General features: G+C 50.7%; 15 protein-coding genes. 6 read left to right on the top strand and 9 right to left on the bottom strand.

Annotated elements, in window-relative coordinates:
- Positions 1-21: 21 nt before the first annotated feature.
- Positions 22-561, top strand: coding sequence for a Uma2 family endonuclease (locus ACZ45B_RS00840; RefSeq protein ID WP_024545393.1), 540 nt, complete (start codon positions 22-24; stop codon positions 559-561).
- Positions 562-603: 42 nt separating this feature from the next.
- Here ACZ45B_RS00840 and thrB read toward each other — a convergent pair whose 3' ends face one another.
- From thrB to ACZ45B_RS00820, 4 genes are read right to left on the bottom strand one after another with little or no spacing between them, the layout of a single operon-like run.
- The gene (gene thrB / locus ACZ45B_RS00835; protein WP_024545394.1) at positions 604-1,521 is read right to left on the bottom strand and encodes a homoserine kinase; all 918 of its coding nucleotides are present in this window, start codon (positions 1,519-1,521) and stop codon (positions 604-606) included.
- A 27-nt stretch (positions 1,522-1,548) separates the two neighbouring features.
- Positions 1,549-2,268: a hypothetical protein gene (locus ACZ45B_RS00830; RefSeq protein ID WP_024545395.1), complete on the bottom strand. Its 720-nt coding sequence runs from the start codon at positions 2,266-2,268 to the stop codon at positions 1,549-1,551.
- Between the two features lie 32 nt (positions 2,269-2,300).
- Positions 2,301-2,624, bottom strand: a complete 324-nt coding sequence (locus ACZ45B_RS00825; protein WP_024545396.1) for an MgPME-cyclase complex family protein — start codon at positions 2,622-2,624, stop codon at positions 2,301-2,303.
- A gap of 58 nt (positions 2,625-2,682) precedes the next feature.
- Positions 2,683-3,423, bottom strand: a complete 741-nt coding sequence (locus tag ACZ45B_RS00820) for a pyridoxine 5'-phosphate synthase (protein ID WP_024545397.1) — start codon at positions 3,421-3,423, stop codon at positions 2,683-2,685.
- Positions 3,424-3,725: 302 nt separating this feature from the next.
- Between ACZ45B_RS00820 and ACZ45B_RS00815 the strand changes: the two genes are divergently transcribed.
- The gene (locus ACZ45B_RS00815; protein WP_024545399.1) at positions 3,726-5,015 is read left to right on the top strand and encodes a glucose-1-phosphate adenylyltransferase; all 1,290 of its coding nucleotides are present in this window, start codon (positions 3,726-3,728) and stop codon (positions 5,013-5,015) included.
- A 602-nt stretch (positions 5,016-5,617) separates the two neighbouring features.
- On the opposite strand, the gene ACZ45B_RS00810 is transcribed toward ACZ45B_RS00815, so the two are convergent.
- The 3 genes from ACZ45B_RS00810 to grpE all read right to left on the bottom strand — a co-directional run bounded on the left by ACZ45B_RS00810 (position 5,618) and on the right by grpE (position 9,228).
- The gene (locus ACZ45B_RS00810) at positions 5,618-6,310 is read right to left on the bottom strand and encodes an HAD family hydrolase (RefSeq protein WP_024545401.1); all 693 of its coding nucleotides are present in this window, start codon (positions 6,308-6,310) and stop codon (positions 5,618-5,620) included.
- Positions 6,311-6,405: 95 nt separating this feature from the next.
- Positions 6,406-8,358, bottom strand: coding sequence for a molecular chaperone DnaK (gene dnaK / locus ACZ45B_RS00805; RefSeq protein ID WP_024545402.1), 1,953 nt, complete (start codon positions 8,356-8,358; stop codon positions 6,406-6,408).
- Positions 8,359-8,487: 129 nt separating this feature from the next.
- Positions 8,488-9,228, bottom strand: a complete 741-nt coding sequence (gene grpE / locus ACZ45B_RS00800; protein WP_024545403.1) for a nucleotide exchange factor GrpE — start codon at positions 9,226-9,228, stop codon at positions 8,488-8,490.
- A gap of 390 nt (positions 9,229-9,618) precedes the next feature.
- On the opposite strand from grpE, the gene ACZ45B_RS00795 reads away from it, so the two are divergent.
- From ACZ45B_RS00795 to ACZ45B_RS00780, 4 genes are all read left to right on the top strand, one after another.
- Positions 9,619-11,640, top strand: coding sequence for a GspE/PulE family protein (locus ACZ45B_RS00795; protein WP_024545405.1), 2,022 nt, complete (start codon positions 9,619-9,621; stop codon positions 11,638-11,640).
- A gap of 129 nt (positions 11,641-11,769) precedes the next feature.
- Positions 11,770-12,876: a type IV pilus twitching motility protein PilT gene (locus tag ACZ45B_RS00790; RefSeq protein ID WP_024545406.1), complete on the top strand. Its 1,107-nt coding sequence runs from the start codon at positions 11,770-11,772 to the stop codon at positions 12,874-12,876.
- Between the two features lie 60 nt (positions 12,877-12,936).
- Positions 12,937-14,175, top strand: coding sequence for a type II secretion system F family protein (locus tag ACZ45B_RS00785; protein WP_024545407.1), 1,239 nt, complete (start codon positions 12,937-12,939; stop codon positions 14,173-14,175).
- A 9-nt stretch (positions 14,176-14,184) separates the two neighbouring features.
- Positions 14,185-14,730, top strand: coding sequence for a hypothetical protein (locus ACZ45B_RS00780; RefSeq protein ID WP_024545408.1), 546 nt, complete (start codon positions 14,185-14,187; stop codon positions 14,728-14,730).
- Between the two features lie 12 nt (positions 14,731-14,742).
- On the opposite strand, the gene ACZ45B_RS00775 is transcribed toward ACZ45B_RS00780, so the two are convergent.
- Both ACZ45B_RS00775 and ACZ45B_RS00770 read right to left on the bottom strand, forming a co-directional pair.
- Positions 14,743-15,819 carry a hypothetical protein gene (locus tag ACZ45B_RS00775; protein ID WP_024545409.1) on the bottom strand — a complete coding sequence of 359 codons (1,077 nt, stop codon included), beginning with the start codon at positions 15,817-15,819 and terminating at the stop codon, positions 14,743-14,745.
- A 27-nt stretch (positions 15,820-15,846) separates the two neighbouring features.
- On the bottom strand, positions 15,847-17,010 hold the full coding sequence (locus ACZ45B_RS00770; RefSeq protein WP_024545410.1) for a class I SAM-dependent methyltransferase: 1,164 nt from the start codon (positions 17,008-17,010) through the stop codon (positions 15,847-15,849).
- Positions 17,011-17,046: the final 36 nt, after the last annotated feature.

Genomic DNA, 17,046 nt, shown 5'->3' with positions numbered 1-17,046 from the left:
GCGATCGCCTACCTAAATCCCATGGCCCCGACCTCTCAACCCACGGCAACTGAACTAGACGATTTTTTACGCCAAAAAAACATCGAAGCTTCTCCCGCCTGGGAATTTCTTTTTGGTGCCGCAAAACAAAAGCCGATGCCATCTCTGTTTCACTCCCGTCTCCAGCGCAATTTGGTTAATGCCATCAATGAGCAAGCCACCCAGTACGAAGCGATTCAAGAACTGCGTTGTATCGTACCGCCCTCATCGCCTGTCCCAGATATTGTTGTCGTCAAAACAGAGCGCTTGACAGAAGATGGCCCACTACAGGGAGCACCAGACTGGCTAATCGAAATTCGCTCCCTTGACCAGAGCACCCTCGATCTTCAGCATAAAATCTTGCACTGTTTGGGCCAAGGAACAGCATTAGCTTGGTTGATCGATATTCAGCGAGAACGGATCTGGGTTTGGGAAAATGACCAACTGCCAATTATCTATGCCGGAGATAATGCTCTGCCCACTTTAGGGGATATCAAACATCTGACAGTAGAAACTGTAATTGCCATGGCCCGACAGCGTTAATCCGGCGGTTTCCCATCAAGCGCCGAGGGAATGGTCCATTTTCTAGAGAATAACAGTGCCCTGTTGGTCGATTTCTAAAACATGGGCGATCGCCTGCACGCCGATCATTTCCCAAGCCGTTTGCATCGCCGCTGCCACCTGGGGGGCATTTTCTGACGCAGTAAGGGCCAATAACGTCGGGCCAGCACCACTAATTACCATGCCGTAAGCCCCAGCGGCGATCGCCGCCTGTTGTACCTGGTCATACCCCTTGATCAGATTCTTGCGGTAGGGCTGATGGATTTGGTCATCCAGGGCCGCCGTTAAATATTCAGGATTGTTCTGGGCTAAACCGTGGGGCAATAGACCCAAGCGTGAGGCATTAAAAATCGCCTGGGCCCGGGCATACTGTTGGGGCAAAACAGCGCGGGCTGCTTCGGTAGATAGCTCAAAATCAGGAATCGCCACCACAGGCACGACACCTTCATGCCAGGCCCAAGGACAAATTACCCAATCCTGCTGGTGATTCACCGATAGCTGGCAGCCGCCCAACAGCGCCGGGACGACATTATCGGGATGGCCTTCCATTTCAATAGCCAGATTCATAATTTCCCGTTGACTCAAGGGGGAACCGGCCAGGGCATTAGCACCCACGAGCCCCCCCACAATCGCCGTTGCAGAACTACCCAGACCACGGGATAAAGGCACCTTTAAATCAATGGCAATTTTGATGTGGGGTACGGCTTGACCAATGGTTTCGAAAACTTTCGCAAAGGCCCGATAAAGCAGATTGTCCGCCGTGGCTTCTAGTTTTTGGGTTTCCACAGCCGCACCCATCAGCTCCAGGCTAAAAAAAGGCTCATCTTGCGTCACAGGGCTGAATTGAAATTGATTATGGAGGCTGAGGGCGGCCCCTAAACAATCGAACCCAGCACCAATGTTGGCAGTGGTCGCAGGAACTTGGACGCGGATAGTGGTCATAGGAGAATTGCTAAAAAAAGTGAAACCTTAGGGATTGATGTCGGCTTTGAGGAGAATCAGCTGATCGGCAGGCACGGCGATCGCCCCCAAGCCATTTTGATTGAGGCGATTGAGCAGCTCGGTTAACTGGGTGGCATCCTCTGTCTGGGCGGCAAGTAAATAACCCCGCCCGCCATAGACCACAAGGCCCACTGCTTGATTGGTTAAAGCTTTGAGGCGGGTGGCGATCGCCCAATCAGAACCATAGTCGACCAACAGGCCAAAGCCCCCCTGGAGCGGTCGCGGTTGGAAACTGGCCGGAGTAGCAGCGACCACACTGGGGGGTACGGGATTTGCTTGGGCAGCCGCTGGCATCCCATTCGGTGGTAAGACCGCCGCCGCCGATAAATCACTATCTGTCGGGGTGATCACCATTAACGGCAAACCCACCGCCTCCCCAAAGTATTCACTCCATTGGGTCGCCGCCTCTAGGGTTGTAAATCCCCCCACACGGCTGAGGACATTGCCGTTGTATTCGCAGGCGATCGCCTGTTGGTCGGGGAGAGTTTGGGTGACCTGATTCCGTACCTCTGTCTGGAGGGGTTGGGAAGGGGTAAAGACCAGCACCAAAAACTCCCCAGTCTGGGGGGGCTGGCAGAGAGAGAGGCCCCGCTGGGCAACCACCGGAGTGCCAGAGGCGATCGCCACGGCACTACCCATAAAAACCGCATGGCAGAGCTGAACAAAGGGTTTCCAGAAATTGCCCATGGCATTGAGGGGATAAAGAATAATGGTGATGCCTAAGCCGCTAGGGACTGGAGCGCATCGGGAATTTCCTCAGAAGGCGCTTCAAATTCGCCAACGTAGATGTATTCCAACCGTAATTTTAACCAAGTAATAAATTGTTTCTTCGTCGAGACGATCGCCACACAGGGTTTGGGCGTTTTTTCGCAGGCTTCCTTGAGGCTGGGGGCATTGATAAAAGCGGGCTCTTTGATCACCCAGAAATCCCGTTCTTTGCCTTGTTCTTCATAGTGACGGATGCGCTCTTTGATCACTTCTTCGAAGGGTTCTTCCTCAAAGAGAAATTTTTGACTGGCGAGGGCGAAATGGTAGGTTGTCATTGCGTTTGAATATTTAAATAGTCAGAATTTATAAAGGTTTTGCCCCAGTAAAGATACCCTACAACTGTCCCCACATGGCAAGCTTCATCTCCCGGACGGCCCGCTCTAAACCGACGAAGACGGCGCGGCTGATGATGGTATGCCCAATATTCAGCTCTTCCATCCCCTCAATGCAGGCGACGGGATAAACATTACGATAGGTTAAGCCATGGCCTGCATTCACCCGCAGTCCCAGGGCGATCGCCTGTTTTGCACCTGTTTTGAGCGCCTCTAATTCCCGCTGTGCCTGGTCAGCATTGGTCGCTTCAGCATATTTGCCCGTGTGGAGTTCAATGAATTTTGCCCCAGTTTTCTGGGCCGCTTCGATTTGGTCTAGTTCCGCATCGATAAACCAACTTACCGGAATGCCCGCCCCCTGGAGTTGCGCCGTCACAGCTTGAAAGCGGGCAAAATTACCGACGATATCAATGCCCCCTTCCGTGGTGATTTCCTCGCGTTTTTCCGGCACCAAAGTCACATAGTCGGGTTTAATATCGAGGGCGATCGCCACCATTTCGTTAGTGGGGGCCATCTCCAAATTCAGGTGAGACTGTACCGTCTGGCGCAAAATTTGCACATCCCGGTCCTGGATATGGCGGCGGTCTTCCCGCAGGTGTACCGTAATCCCGTCAGCACCGCCCAATTCCGCCAGGGCAGCAGCTGTCACCGGATCCGGCTCCACCGTGCGGCGGGCTTGGCGAATTGTGGCGACATGGTCAATATTGACACCGAGGGTGAGGCGAGGATTAGGGGAAGTCATTAGGGAAAATAATCTGTGCGAAGGAAAAGCCAAAGGATTATTTTATCAGTCTGGCCCAAGGAGATGGAAGGGGAGCGTCCTTGAAATTCTGACCAGATTACCCTGATCCCAGGGGAATTTTCCTTTAGGCGATCGCCCTTAAGGAAAAGATTCCCAAACCTTAAAACCACAAGCGCAAAAATCAGACCTATGATGGATTTTGGGGAAAAAATCTCGAAAAAGTTCGTATCGTTACTTTTCGAGAGCCCCCCTCCAGTCATACACTTGACGGAGAGGTCAAAGGCAGACGTGAGGTCTTTTTTGTGAAACGAGTCCTAGGAATCATACTTGGCGGCGGCGCAGGTACTCGCCTATATCCGCTAACAAAGCTCAGAGCTAAGCCCGCAGTACCTCTAGCAGGGAAATATCGTCTCATCGATATTCCTGTTAGCAATTGCATTAATTCTGAAATCCATAAAATTTACGTTTTAACCCAATTTAATTCAGCATCTTTAAACCGTCACATCAGCCAGACTTACAACTTCACTGGGTTTACCGAAGGCTTTACGGAAGTGCTTGCAGCCCAGCAAACCAAAGAAAATCCCGATTGGTTCCAGGGCACCGCCGATGCTGTGCGTCAATACAGTTGGCTCCTGGAAGACTGGGATGTGGATGAATACATCATCCTCTCTGGTGATCACCTCTACCGGATGGACTATCGCGAATTCATCCAGCGGCACCGGGAAACCAACGCCGATATCACCCTTTCTGTGGTGCCCGTCGGCGAAAAAGTCGCCTCTGCTTTCGGGTTGATGAAAATTGACCCCAGTGGCCGGGTCGTTGATTTCAGCGAAAAGCCTACTGGTGATGCCCTCAAAGCAATGCAGGTTGACACCCAATCCCTGGGCCTCAATGCAGAGCAAGCGAAGGAAAAACCCTACATTGCCTCCATGGGGATCTATGTCTTTAAGAAGCAAGTGCTCCTCGATTTGCTCCGGGAAGGCAAAGACAAAACTGACTTCGGCAAAGAAATCATCCCTGATGCAGCGAAAGACTACAACGTCCAGGCTTATCTATTTGATGATTATTGGGCAGATATTGGGACTATCGAAGCGTTCTATGATGCTAACTTGGGCCTCACCCAGCAGCCCATTCCGCCCTTTAGTTTCTATGACGAAAAGGCACCGATCTATACCCGGGCCCGCTATCTACCGCCCACGAAAATCTTGAATGCCGACGTCACTGAATCGATGATTAGTGAAGGGTGTATTCTGAAAAATTGCCGCATCCACCATTCGGTTTTGGGGATTCGCACCCGCGTTGAGGCGGATTGCACCATCGAAGACAGCATGCTCATGGGGGCTGACATGTACGAACCCTATGAGAAACGTCAAGAGGCGCTCCGCAATGGCAAACCAGCGATTGGTATCGGCTCTGGCAGCACTATCCGGCGGGCGATCGTCGATAAAAATGCTCGCATCGGCAAAAATGTGATGATCGTCAATAAGGAGAATATCGAGGAAGCCAGCCGCGAGGAGCAAGGCTACTACATCCGCAGTGGCATTACAGTGGTGCTCAAAAATGCGATTATTCCCGATGGTACGGTGATTTAAAAGTTCACCCCTCTTGATGGTTGCTTTAGTAAACTTTTTTAAAACAATTTTTTGCTTGAATAGCCGACTCCCACCTCAAGTAGAGGTGGGAGTTTTTTTGTTTTGGCGCGGAGCGATCGCCCCCAGATTTGTAGGGACTCTCTCCCCTTGATAAGGATGGTTTAAAAACGGGACTGGCCGGATTCGAACCGGCGACCTAGCGCTTCAGATTGGTGTGGGTTTCCCCGACTCTCTGGACTATCTCTTCACCTTAGAAATTTAAAAATTTTCCGTAGGTGGTGGCCGTTATGCGTTGTTGGCGAAGATGTTTCGCTAAATTAAATTTAACGATGGATCTTCTGAAAAATTGCCCCAAAACCAACACGCTAGTCTCTGCACCTTCCCCCGGCGAGGCACCGCAGGGCTTGGCTCAGGGTTACCCTATGGCAACAAACTTTTTGCTAAAAAAGCTTACTGGTCACTTAGGCTTCCTTGAATTTGACCACATTCAGTCATGGCGTTTCCGCTCCATGCTGCCCGAACGATTCAGGAGGCGCTTGCTCTATCCTACTGAGCCACAGCCCCAATAAGGCGAAAAAATTATAACACAGCTTTTTTTCGGTCTAGCGGGCGACTGTTTCACGGATTAGCTGCACTGCTTCCCACAGATTGGCCACGATAAAATCTGGCTGGTGCGCTTCGAGCCGGGGGCGATCGCGTATCCCGGATAACACGGCCACCACAGGAATTCGGTGACGTTGGGCAGCGCGGATATCAGCTTCAGTGTCTCCCACCATCCAAGTGGCTTCCCTGGGGGGCAACTGGGCGAGGGTTTCCCCTAAGAGAAGGGGCTTTTGGTCGATATCTTGGGTGCGCTCGGCGGCATCGGGAATACAAAAGCGGCGATCGCCTGGAAACACGGCCCGTAATTCTGGTTGTAATGCTAGGGCTTGGTTTAGTTCGCTGTGGCGGCGCATGGTCACGGTCATCACCTCCCAGCCCCAGGTTTTAGCTGCGGTCAATGCTTCTAGGGACCCTTCAATGAGGCGATCGTGCACCATATTCTCCAAGCGATGGGCGTGGTCGTCCCGGAGCTGCTTAAATTCAGGCAGTTGCTCTTCTGTTAAACCGGAACGAAGGCCCAATTCTCGTTGGGAAACTTTTTGGCGCTTGAGGGCCCAAAATTCTGTCTTAGTCAGGGGGGCGATCGCCTGACCTGGTTGGGCGAGTTGAGTTAACCGCCAGCGATAAACGTGATAGTAACGTTCTGAGAGATCGACCACGACTCCATCAAAATCCGAAATCAATCTGACCATAATTCATCCTTTCACGACAGGCCAAAAATCGCCAGTATAGCTGAAGGACTCCAGCAACAACCTAACCAGAGGAGCATTGCCACCAAAACCTACGTTTAGTCAATACTTTCGTAGTCCCCAGTGATGCTCCCTTCGCCACCTTCAATGACAATACCCGGTTCTACAGGGAAGTCGAGGACCCCATCATCTTCTGCGGTCTGGACAGGATAGGCCGTGGGGGGTCGATAGGTCGGCGTCCCTTCACTGTCATAAAGTTTTGAGCCGATCGCCAAAAGAGCATCTTTAAAGTCTTCGAGGAGGCGACGAATTTCGGCGATCGAAAAAGATTGGTCGGTAAATGATTGCTCCAGGAGAGCTCGTTTTTCGATTAACTGGGTTCTAGTTTCTGGGGTGATCAGGTCGCTATTTTCTCGCAGGGTAGAATCAAGGCTATAAAAAAGGCTATCCGCCTGATTTTGTAGATCCACCACCTGAAGCCGCTGACGATCTTGCTCGGCATATTTGGCCGCCTCAGCCCGCATTGCTTCAATTTCTGCCGGGTCTAAGCCCCCTGTATTGCTGATTTTGATGCCCTGTTCTTTACCGGTGCCTCGATCCTGAGCCGAAACACGCAAAATTCCGTTCACATCAATTTCAAAACTGACTTCAATTTGTGGTAAACCCCTGGGGGCTGGGGGAATTCCCGTCAGTAAAAATTTCCCCAGACTTTTATTGTCCTTTGCCAGGGCCCGTTCCCCCTGGAGCACATGGACTTCTACGGAAGTTTGACCATCGGTGGCGGTGGAGAAAACCTGGGAATTGCTCGTGGGGAGCGTCGTATTCCGGTCGATAATTTTTGTGAAAACTTCCCCAAGGGTTTCAATTCCCAAAGAAATGGGGGTGACATCAAGCAGCAGGACATCTTTTACTTCTCCACTGAGAACACCAGCTTGGATGGCGGCGCCAACGGCGATCGCCTCATCGGGGTTTACCGAGCGATCAATTTGTTTTCCATGAAAAAAGCCTTGGATCGCTTGTTGGACAGCAGGGATACGGGTGGAACCACCGACCAAAATAATACGGTCAATGTTATCGATGGTTAATTCTGCATCCTTGAGAGCTTGTTCCACCGGACGGAGGGTGGCATCAATATAGCCCCGGACAAGCTCTTCAAATTGAGAACGGGCAAGTTCAATCTCAAAATGCTTAGGGCCGCTGTCATCGGCGGTAATGAAAGGCAGATTAATAGAAGTAGTGATGGTGCTTGAAAGTTCGATTTTGGCTTTCTCTGCCGCTTCCCGGAGCCGCTGGATCGCCATCTTATCGCCACTGAGATCAATGCCTTCATTTTGCTGGAAGGTTTCTACCATCCAGGACACAATAGCACTGTCAAAATCATCGCCCCCAAGCTTATTATTGCCAGAGGTTGATTTAACTTCAAAAACACCATCCCCCAACTGGAGAATGGAGACATCAAAGGTGCCCCCCCCTAGATCAAACACCAAGATAAACTCTTCATGGTCTTGCTTATCCAGTCCATAGGCAAGGGCGGCGGCGGTCGGCTCGTTAATGATGCGGAGCACTTCTAGGCCGGCGATCGTCCCAGCATCTTTGGTGGCTTGGCGCTGGGCATCAGTAAAATAAGCAGGCACCGTGATCACCGCTTGGGATACCTCTTCCCCTAAAAAAGCTTCAGCATCAGCTTTGAGCTTTTGGAGCACCATCGCCGAGATTTCCTGGGGCGTAAAAACCTGCTTGCGGATAGCCACATCTACGGTGTCATCTTTGCCTCGGACACATTTATACGGCACACGCTGCCGTTCCTGTTCCGTATCATCCCAGCGCCGACCAATGAAGCGCTTGATACTGTAAACCGTATTCTCTGCATTAGTCACGCTTTGACGTTTTGCCAATTGCCCAACAAGACGAATATCACTTTTCCCAAAGCCCACAATGCTGGGAGTTGTCCGCGCCCCTTCTGCATTGGTAATAACCATGGGTTTTCCGCCCTCAAGGACAGAAACGCAGCTATTGGTGGTGCCGAGATCAATGCCAATTACTTTGCCCATGGTTCGCTGGCGGAAAAATTACCGGAAGTTTACTCTGAAATGTTACTGATAAATTCGGCCAGGGCCAGGGAATTTGCTTGGCGGCGGCAAACGAGTGGCCCTACCGAGATATTTTTGAGTGGTCCCTAGCTAGCTCTCACCGTCACTGGCTGCATCATCACTAGATACCTCCGGGGCCGCCGCAACTTTGACCATGGCATGGCGCAACACCATATCCCCTAAGAGATAACCCCGCACAACCTGTTCGATGACTGTACCTTCGGGGTATTCAGTGGTGGGTTCTTGAAAAATGGCTTCGTGGAAGTTGGGGTCAAATTCTTGACCTTCTGGGCGCATGGCAGAAACACCAATTTTTTTGAGGCCTTCGACGAGTTGCTTGTACACGCCTTGGTAGCTTTTGTGGATACTGATGCCATCTTCGGACGTTGGCTTGAGCTGCAATCTTGCCCGTTCAAAGTTATCGACAGCACTCAAGATTTCGTTGACGGTATTGCATTTGATCCGCAATTCCATTTCTTCTTTTTCTTTGCTGGTGCGCTTCCGGAAATTTTCAAAGTCGGCAACGATGCGCAAGTACTGCCCTTTAAAGTCTTCTGTCTGTTGGCTTTGGGTATTGAGTTGCTGGCGGAGGGTGGTAATTTCCTGTTGTAAGGCGGCGACGACGAGTTCTAGCTCAGCACTGTCTAAGGGAGTATCATCTTCTTGGCTATCTTCATCGGTGTCAAAGACTTCGTTGACTTGAACTTCAGTGGTAGCGGCGTCATCTCCAAGGTTAGACTCGATGGTGTTTCCTGGGGCCGCGTCAGCAGTGGACTCGGGGGTGGAGCCTGGCTCAATGGGGCTATCAAGATTTTTCGTGTCTTCTACCATGGTTATCTGAACTATTTGTTTGTTAGGGGTTAGCGATAGGTCTATTGTCGATGTTTTGAATCGCCTTCATCTTAGTGGGGATGGATGGCGATCGCCTAACCTTAAGAGACATTAGATGTATTTCAACATTACTAAATGTAACATTGTCACCCATGGATCCTGCCCCCTTCCCAGAAAAAGAATAAAACTTCAGGCAACAGCTATATTGGAAAAGAATGCAAGCAGTATTATCCGCCCAAAAACCAATCGGTAACGGTGGGATGCGCCGCCCAAACCCATCACGAAACAGGGTACTTTCTGCTACATTCGGCATTGAAATCTCCCGACTCAAAATGCTGTGACTGCCCATTTCCAGTCTTCAACCTTTCCCAATGCTGTCTGGTGCCTCCTATGACCCAATCCCCCCTTCCAAAACGGACAAGAGCCCTTGCCCTCCGCAATGACTTCTCCCCCTTTGGTAACAAGTTAATTCAGCAGGGAGTTATTGACCATCAACAGATGGAAAAAGCACTCGTTGAAACCCGCCGTAGTGGTCGTCCCCTCACCGCCATTGTCGAAGAATTAACCGGAAAGGCGCTTTCTCCTGAATTAGTCCAACAATACAAAAAGCACCATCTTTTTGAGCTCAAAATCCTCTACGGGCTCAACTCCATTGACCCAGAGGTGCAAAAAATCGACATTGACCAGATGGGAGAGCTGGTTAATTCCCTTGTACCCGTAGAGTTATGCCGTCGTCACCGCCTTTTACCGATTCGTCGCATTCAAGACGAAGTGATTGTGGCGATGGTGGAGCCCGATAACCTCGCTGCCCAGGATGACCTCAACCGCCTTTTTCGTCTCCAAAATCTCACCCTGCGGCGCATCGTCATTACCGAAGATGACTACCGCCAAGTCCTTGATGGCTACCTAGAGCAACAGGTTCAGGTCCAGATTCAACAGCAAGAACAAGCGGCTAAAGCGGCAGAAGCGGCGGCCCTCAAGAAGGCAGTAGACATTGAAGACCTGGATTTGGGTGTCAGTGGTGAGCTCGAAGAACAGGGGGATGATAGCGCCGACCTGATGAACGAAAATCAGGCCAGTTCTGCTCCTGTGATTAAGCTTGTGAATAAAGTTTTGCTGAAGGCACTCCAGGAAGGGGCTTCTGACATTCATATTGAGCCCCAGGAAAATGACCTCCGCATCCGCTTCCGTCGGGATGGTGTGTTGCAATATGCTTTTGATCCCTTGCCAAAACGAATTATTCCCGCTGTTTCGGCGCGTTTTAAAATCATGGCGGATCTAGATATTGCAGAGCGGCGATCGCCCCAGGACGGTCGAATCCGGCGGGTGTTTAAGGGTAGAAAAGTCGATTTTCGGGTCAATAGCTTACCCAGTCGCTACGGAGAAAAAATTGTCCTCCGGATTTTGGATAATTCTTCGACCCAACTGGGGCTCGATCTCTTGATTACCAATCAAAATATCTTGAGTCAGGTCAGGGAGCTAGCCCAGCGGCCTTTTGGGTTGATCTTGGTGACAGGGCCGACGGGCTCGGGGAAGTCCACAACGCTCTATTCGATCCTCGCGGAACGCAATAATCCTGGGGTGAACATCAGTACCGCCGAAGACCCAATTGAATATTCATTGCCGGGGATTACCCAGGTGCAGGTGATTCGGGAAAAAGGGATGGACTTTGCCTCGATTCTGCGAGCTTTTTTGCGACAGGATCCAGACGTGATTCTTGTGGGAGAAACCCGAGACAAAGAAACAGCCAAAACAGCGATCGAAGCCGCTCTAACAGGGCACTTGGTTTTAACAACCCTCCATACTAACGATGCGCCGGGGGCGATCGCCCGCCTTGATGAAATGGGGGTAGAACCCTTTATGGTGTCTGGGGCACTTTTGGGGGTTTTAGCCCAACGACTCATGCGGCGAGTTTGTAGCGAATGTCGCATCCCCTACGAACCAACGGTAGAAGAATTAGCCCGTTACGGCATCTCCAGCAGTGAGAGCGGACAATTAACCGTCTACCGCGCCAATAGCCTTACGCCAGAACAAATCCAAATTGCCAAGGACACAGGCACCCTCTGTCCTAAGTGCAGTGGCGGCGGCTACAAAGGCCGGGTTGGGGTCTATGAGTTTATGCAAAATAGCGAGGAGATCGAACGATTGATCAACAGCGGCGCTACCACAGACATGATTAAAGAAGCCGCAGTCCAAGCAGGGATGCTCAGTATTTTGGCTTATAGCTTGGAGCTGGTCAGGGAAGGCCACACCACCTTTGAAGAGGTCGACCGGGTGACCTTTACGGACTCGGGCCTAGAAGCGGAACTAAAAGCCAAACGCAAAACAGGTCTTGTTTGTCAGACTTGCAGCGCCGAACTCAAACCAGAATGGATTGATTGCCCTTATTGCATGACCCCCCGCTTTGGTTAAGACCTGATAATAACTGTTTATTGGCGATCGCCCTTTGGGCAAAATAACCTACAACAGAGTTAAAACCCTCCCTCAAAATTCCAACCCACATTTTCTTTCTCCCATTTCACCCCCAGGAGTAACAGCGCAATGGAATACATGATCGAAGACCTAATGGAGCAACTCGTCGAAATGGGCGGCTCTGATATGCATATCCAAGCCGGTGCCCCCGTCTACTTCCGCGTTAGTGGAAAACTCGGCCCCATCAACGATGAGCCCCTTTCGGCCCAGGAAGCCCAAAAGCTGATCTTCAGCATGCTCAACAATACCCAGCGTAAAGACCTCGAACAAAACTGGGAATTAGACTGTTCCTACGGTGTCAAGGGTTTAGCGCGCTTCCGGGTCAATGTTTATAAAGAACGGGGCTGTTATGCCGCTTGTCTCAGGGCTCTGTCTTCGAAAATCCCCAACTTCGATCAACTGGGTTTGCCTGATATTGTCCGAGAAATGGCTGAACGTCCCCGGGGTCTGGTGCTCGTGACTGGCCAAACCGGCTCCGGAAAAACCACCACCATGGCGGCAATGTTAGATCTGATTAACCGCACCCGCGCCGAGCATATTCTCACCGTCGAAGATCCCATTGAATATGTTTTCCCGAACCACAAAAGTCTGTTTCACCAACGGCAAAAGGGAGAGGATACAAAAAGCTTTGCCAATGCGCTCCGGGCGGCTCTCCGGGAAGATCCAGACATTATCCTCGTGGGAGAAATGCGGGACTTGGAAACCATCTCTTTGGCAATTTCTGCGGCAGAAACAGGCCACTTAGTCTTTGGGACGCTCCATACTAATTCCGCTGCTAGCACCATTGACCGGATGTTGGATGTGTTCCCACCGATTCAACAGCCACAGATTCGAGCGATGCTTTCTAATTCGCTCCTGGCGGTATTTAGTCAATGTTTGGTGAAAAAAGCGAACCCGAAACCCGGGGAATTTGGTCGGGCCATGGCCCAGGAAATGATGGTGGTCACGCCGGCGATCGCCAACCTGATTCGGGAAGGAAAAACCGCCCAAATTTATTCTGCGATTCAAACGGGGATGAAACTGGGAATGCAAACCATGGAACAGGCCCTCGCTGCATTAGTGGCCACAGGGTCTGTCACCTTCGAAGAAGCGCTCTCCAAGAGCGGTAAACCCGATGAGCTCCAACGCCTCGTTGGGGGAGCTCTAGGGGCAGGTGCTGCCGCAAAACGCCGTTAAATCAAGCTTACCGTTGACTGAACTCTGAATTATTTCATCTCTCTCAAGTAACTAGAAACCATGGCACAGTACGTCGCACAGGTCGTTGACCGTAACGGTCAAAAGCTCAAAGAAAAAATCGAAGCCAATTCCCCCGAGCAGGCCCGCACCATGCTCTCAGCCCGCTACCCAGAAGTGGGCAAAATTATGAAGCCCGGGGAAATTGACCTGTCTTTCCTTGAGGAAGCCATGGCCAAGGTTTCCATCAAAGACAAAGCTGTTTTTTCGCGTCAGTTCGCCGTGATGATCAATGCTGGGGTGGCGATCGTCCGCTGCCTCACTATTTTGGGAGAAAATCACTCCAACATCAAAATGCGCAAAGCCCTCAGTGCCATCAAAACCGAAGTACAACAGGGGGTGAACCTTTCTGATGCGATGCGTCCCCACGAAGAATGCTTCGATACCCTCTATGTGAGCATGGTGGAAGCTGGGGAGCTGGGTGGGGTTCTTGACGAAGTCCTGAACCGTTTGGCGAAGGTATTAGAGGATATGGCCAAACTGGAAAACCAAATCAAGTCAGCCATGACCTACCCCATGGCTGTGGGGATCCTCGCCGTGTCAGTATTCTTTGGGATGACAATTTTTTTAATTCCGGTCTTTGCTGATATTTTTGCAAGCATTGGGACAGATCTCCCCGCGCTGACCTTGGTCATGATGGCTATTAGTAACTTCTTACGCACGAATGAGGGGCTATTGCCGATGCCCTTTGGCAATGTCTTACTAATGGTTATTGCTGTGAATATTCTTTTCTTCCTCCTGCGCCGTTATTACAATACCGAAGCGGGGCGTTGGCAAATTGATTCGCTGTTGTTGAAGCTACCCTTGTTTGGGGATCTGCTCCAAAAAAATGCAGTCGCTCGTTTTTGTCGCATTTTCGGGACTTTAACCCGGTCTGGGGTACCGATTCTCAACTCCTTTGATATTGTGGGAGCCACGGCAGGGAACGTGGTGATCGCCAAGGCCATCAACGATGCAAAAGGGGAAATTCAAGAGGGGGGCATGTTGAGTGTAGCTCTCGATCGCAACCATGTATTTCCAATATTGGCCATTCAGATGATGACCATTGGGGAGGAAACGGGGGAACTCGATACGATGATGATGAAGGTAGCTGACTTTTATGAAGATGAAGTTGAGCAAACGGTGAAAGCCCTCACCAGTATCTTGGAGCCCGCAATGATGGTGATTATTGCGGCGATGGTCGGGGTGATTTTGCTCTCGATGTATCTACCGATGTTCAAAGTATTTGAAACTTTAGGGTAGGACGAAACCATGAGTGGACAACAGGATCATTATGAGACCCTTCTAGCGGCCTATAGTGACCGACAGCGGGCGATCGCCCTCTTGACCCACCATCGCCCTTATCTTTCCTTGGTGCCCAGCATCCGCCGCCCAGATGAGAGTTTGCTCGTGATCCCGTTGCCAGTGGTGCGCTTATTAGATCCTGAGGCTCCAAAAACTTTGATTTTGCCGACGGATCTGGCCATTTTGACCTGTGATCCGGAGTGGCAAATAAAGCTGGATACGGAAATTATGGTGTTTATTCACCGCCCTGGGGAGACCTTTTCGGAGCTGCTATTGCGTTGGCGGCATACCCAGGTTTACCTAGATCAAGACTATGAATGGTTGATGCCAGAATCTGAATCCCACATGGTGAGCAGCGTCCCGGCCCAGGTGCATCCACTGTTTGTGGTGCTGCCCACCACCCCCCAGCACATTACCAAAGGTTTAACGGGAGCGCGCTTGCCCTTTGTCCATCCAGAAGCCATGGGTTTGGGGGCAGAAATAGTACCGGAAGTTTTAGCAACAGAACCTTAGGTTGCTTGATCTTTAGGTGCTGAGGAATTCAACGATCGCCTGGGCGATCGCCTCAGTGCCTGTTTTATTGATGGGTTGATCGCCCTGGGGGGGTTGGGGCGCTTCCCGCAGAAAATCCCAATTCCCCTGGGCAAACTGTACTGGATCTAAAATTTGGTGGGCGCCATATTGTTTCAGGTTGTCGATGAGCACTGGCCCTTCGGCAAAATCATCCCGGGGGAGGGTCACGATGGGCAAGTCTAAACGCAGCGCCTCGGCATAAGTGCTAAAGCCTGGTTTCGAGATAATGCGATCGCACAGGGGCATAAAGTCCACTGGCCGATAATGGTTGTCGGCAATTTTGCGGAGATTTGCTAAATCCGGGGCATTACGGTCGAAACTAATGAATTGGTAATCGGGAAATTGAGCCAGAGCCTCATAGGGCATCCCAGCAAAACCGAGGCCGCCAAAACTCAGGAGAATTGTTTTTTCTTTGGGATGGGTTAAGTCGAACTGACTGCGCAATGTCCCTAAGTCATGGCGCGGATCTCCGCCCGTGAGACCCACATCAGTGTGGTTCGGAAAATCGGCCATGGGCTCGTATAACGGTAAACGAAATAGGCGATCGCCCTGGCGGTAAAGATCCGTAATCCAATCGGCTTCAGGCATGAATTCTCCGCCCCAAGCCCGGTAAATGAAATCCCAGCCAAAATTACTCATGCACCAACAGGGGATATCGGCACCATGGGCAATGGGAATTGCCAGGGGCGGCACATCAGCGAGGACAAGCTGGGCACGATTTAACCGTAAAAAGTTCACCTCATCGGCAATAATTTGGGGCGATCGCCTACGGATTTCCTGTAATTTTTCTAAGGTTGCGCCGTAGTCCATTGAGAAACTATCGGCTTGAATCACCCCCACATCCAAGTGTTTTTCCCGCTGGATAAAATCTCCCTGCACATAGCTCCGAATCAGCCAATGGGGAGCCGTTGTCACAAAAACCAAGAGCACATCGGGCAATAATTTTTGCACCTGGGCCGCCACTGCTGACACCCGCACCGCGTGACCAAAGCCGTGGCTCGTAATCGCTAAATAGAGAACCGGACGCATAGAATTTTCCGCAACTGTTTGCAACTATTAGAACATGGGCGGCTGTGTTAAACCCTTGAGGGGAATCTGGAGTTGGCGATCGCTCAGATTTTTGCCCTGGAGCAGCACATAAAATCCCCCTAATCCCATGGGATCCATGAGCTGATGCAGAGCATCCCGTCGCCGAAAGAGGGTCATTACATCGGTGGGATTTTGGGATAAGGCATTCAGGCGATCGCCTAACCCCAAGGCCATGAGAAACAGTCCCTGTTGGGTTAAACCCAGGGTGTGCAAGCCGAGAGATTCCCCATGATCTTGCAAGCTCGTAAAATCCACATGGGCCGTCAAATCCTGTTCTCCTAAATTAACGTAAGGATTGTCATGACGACGGTGCTGAAAATAGCACTGTAATGTACCCCCAGAGCGTTGGGGATGGTAATATTTTGCGGCGGGATAGCCATAATCAATCGTGAGAATATAACCGGTTTTTAATTTAGTTTGTAACTGCTCGAGCCAGCTCCACATCCCTAAATTAATTTCTGTGCGATAGCCATCGGGATAATGGGAAAAATCAATATTAAGGCGTTCAAAATAAGCTTGGATTTTCGGCGTCGACAGGGGGCCAGAAGTTTCCTGAAATGTTTCTCTTGCCGGATCATATTCGAGATAAATTTCCTTGAGTTGACCTGATTCTACCGTGACCAAATGAACCGGAAAAGCATCGAGCAATTCGTTAGAGAAAAAACAACCTTGAATACTGTTTTCTGATAACTCTGGCCAATCGCACCAGCGAATTTTCATCTGGGAAAAGGCCGCTAATTTTTCCTGTTGTTGTTGGCGGAGCGCTGGGGATTTTTCAATGATGATGTATTCAAGTTCTGGCAATATCTCCGGATAATGCGCCTGGAAATACCCCAAAATATCCTGTGCTAGATCTCCTGTGCCTGCACCCATTTCGACCATTTGAAACGTCGATGATCCTAAAATTTGTTTCATTTGCAGGAGCTGCTCGGCTAACAATTCTCCAAAGTCGGGGCCGAGGGACGTAGCCGTAAAAAAATCTCCCTGGGCACCGATCGCCACCTTCCCACCGCTGTAATAACCGGCCATCGGGTGATATAGCACCGCCTCCATGAACTCAGCAAAAGTGAGCTGCTGTCGGGGGGCCGTCCGGAGTTTTTCCTGGAGAATTGCCAAAAGAGGAGAAGCCATGGACAAGTTCGTTAGAATGATGTGCGATTAGTGTAT

This window comes from Picosynechococcus sp. NKBG15041c (genome assembly GCF_055380235.1).
Note: the sequence above shows the minus strand (reverse complement) of the source record. Positions and strands in the feature narration are given on the sequence as shown.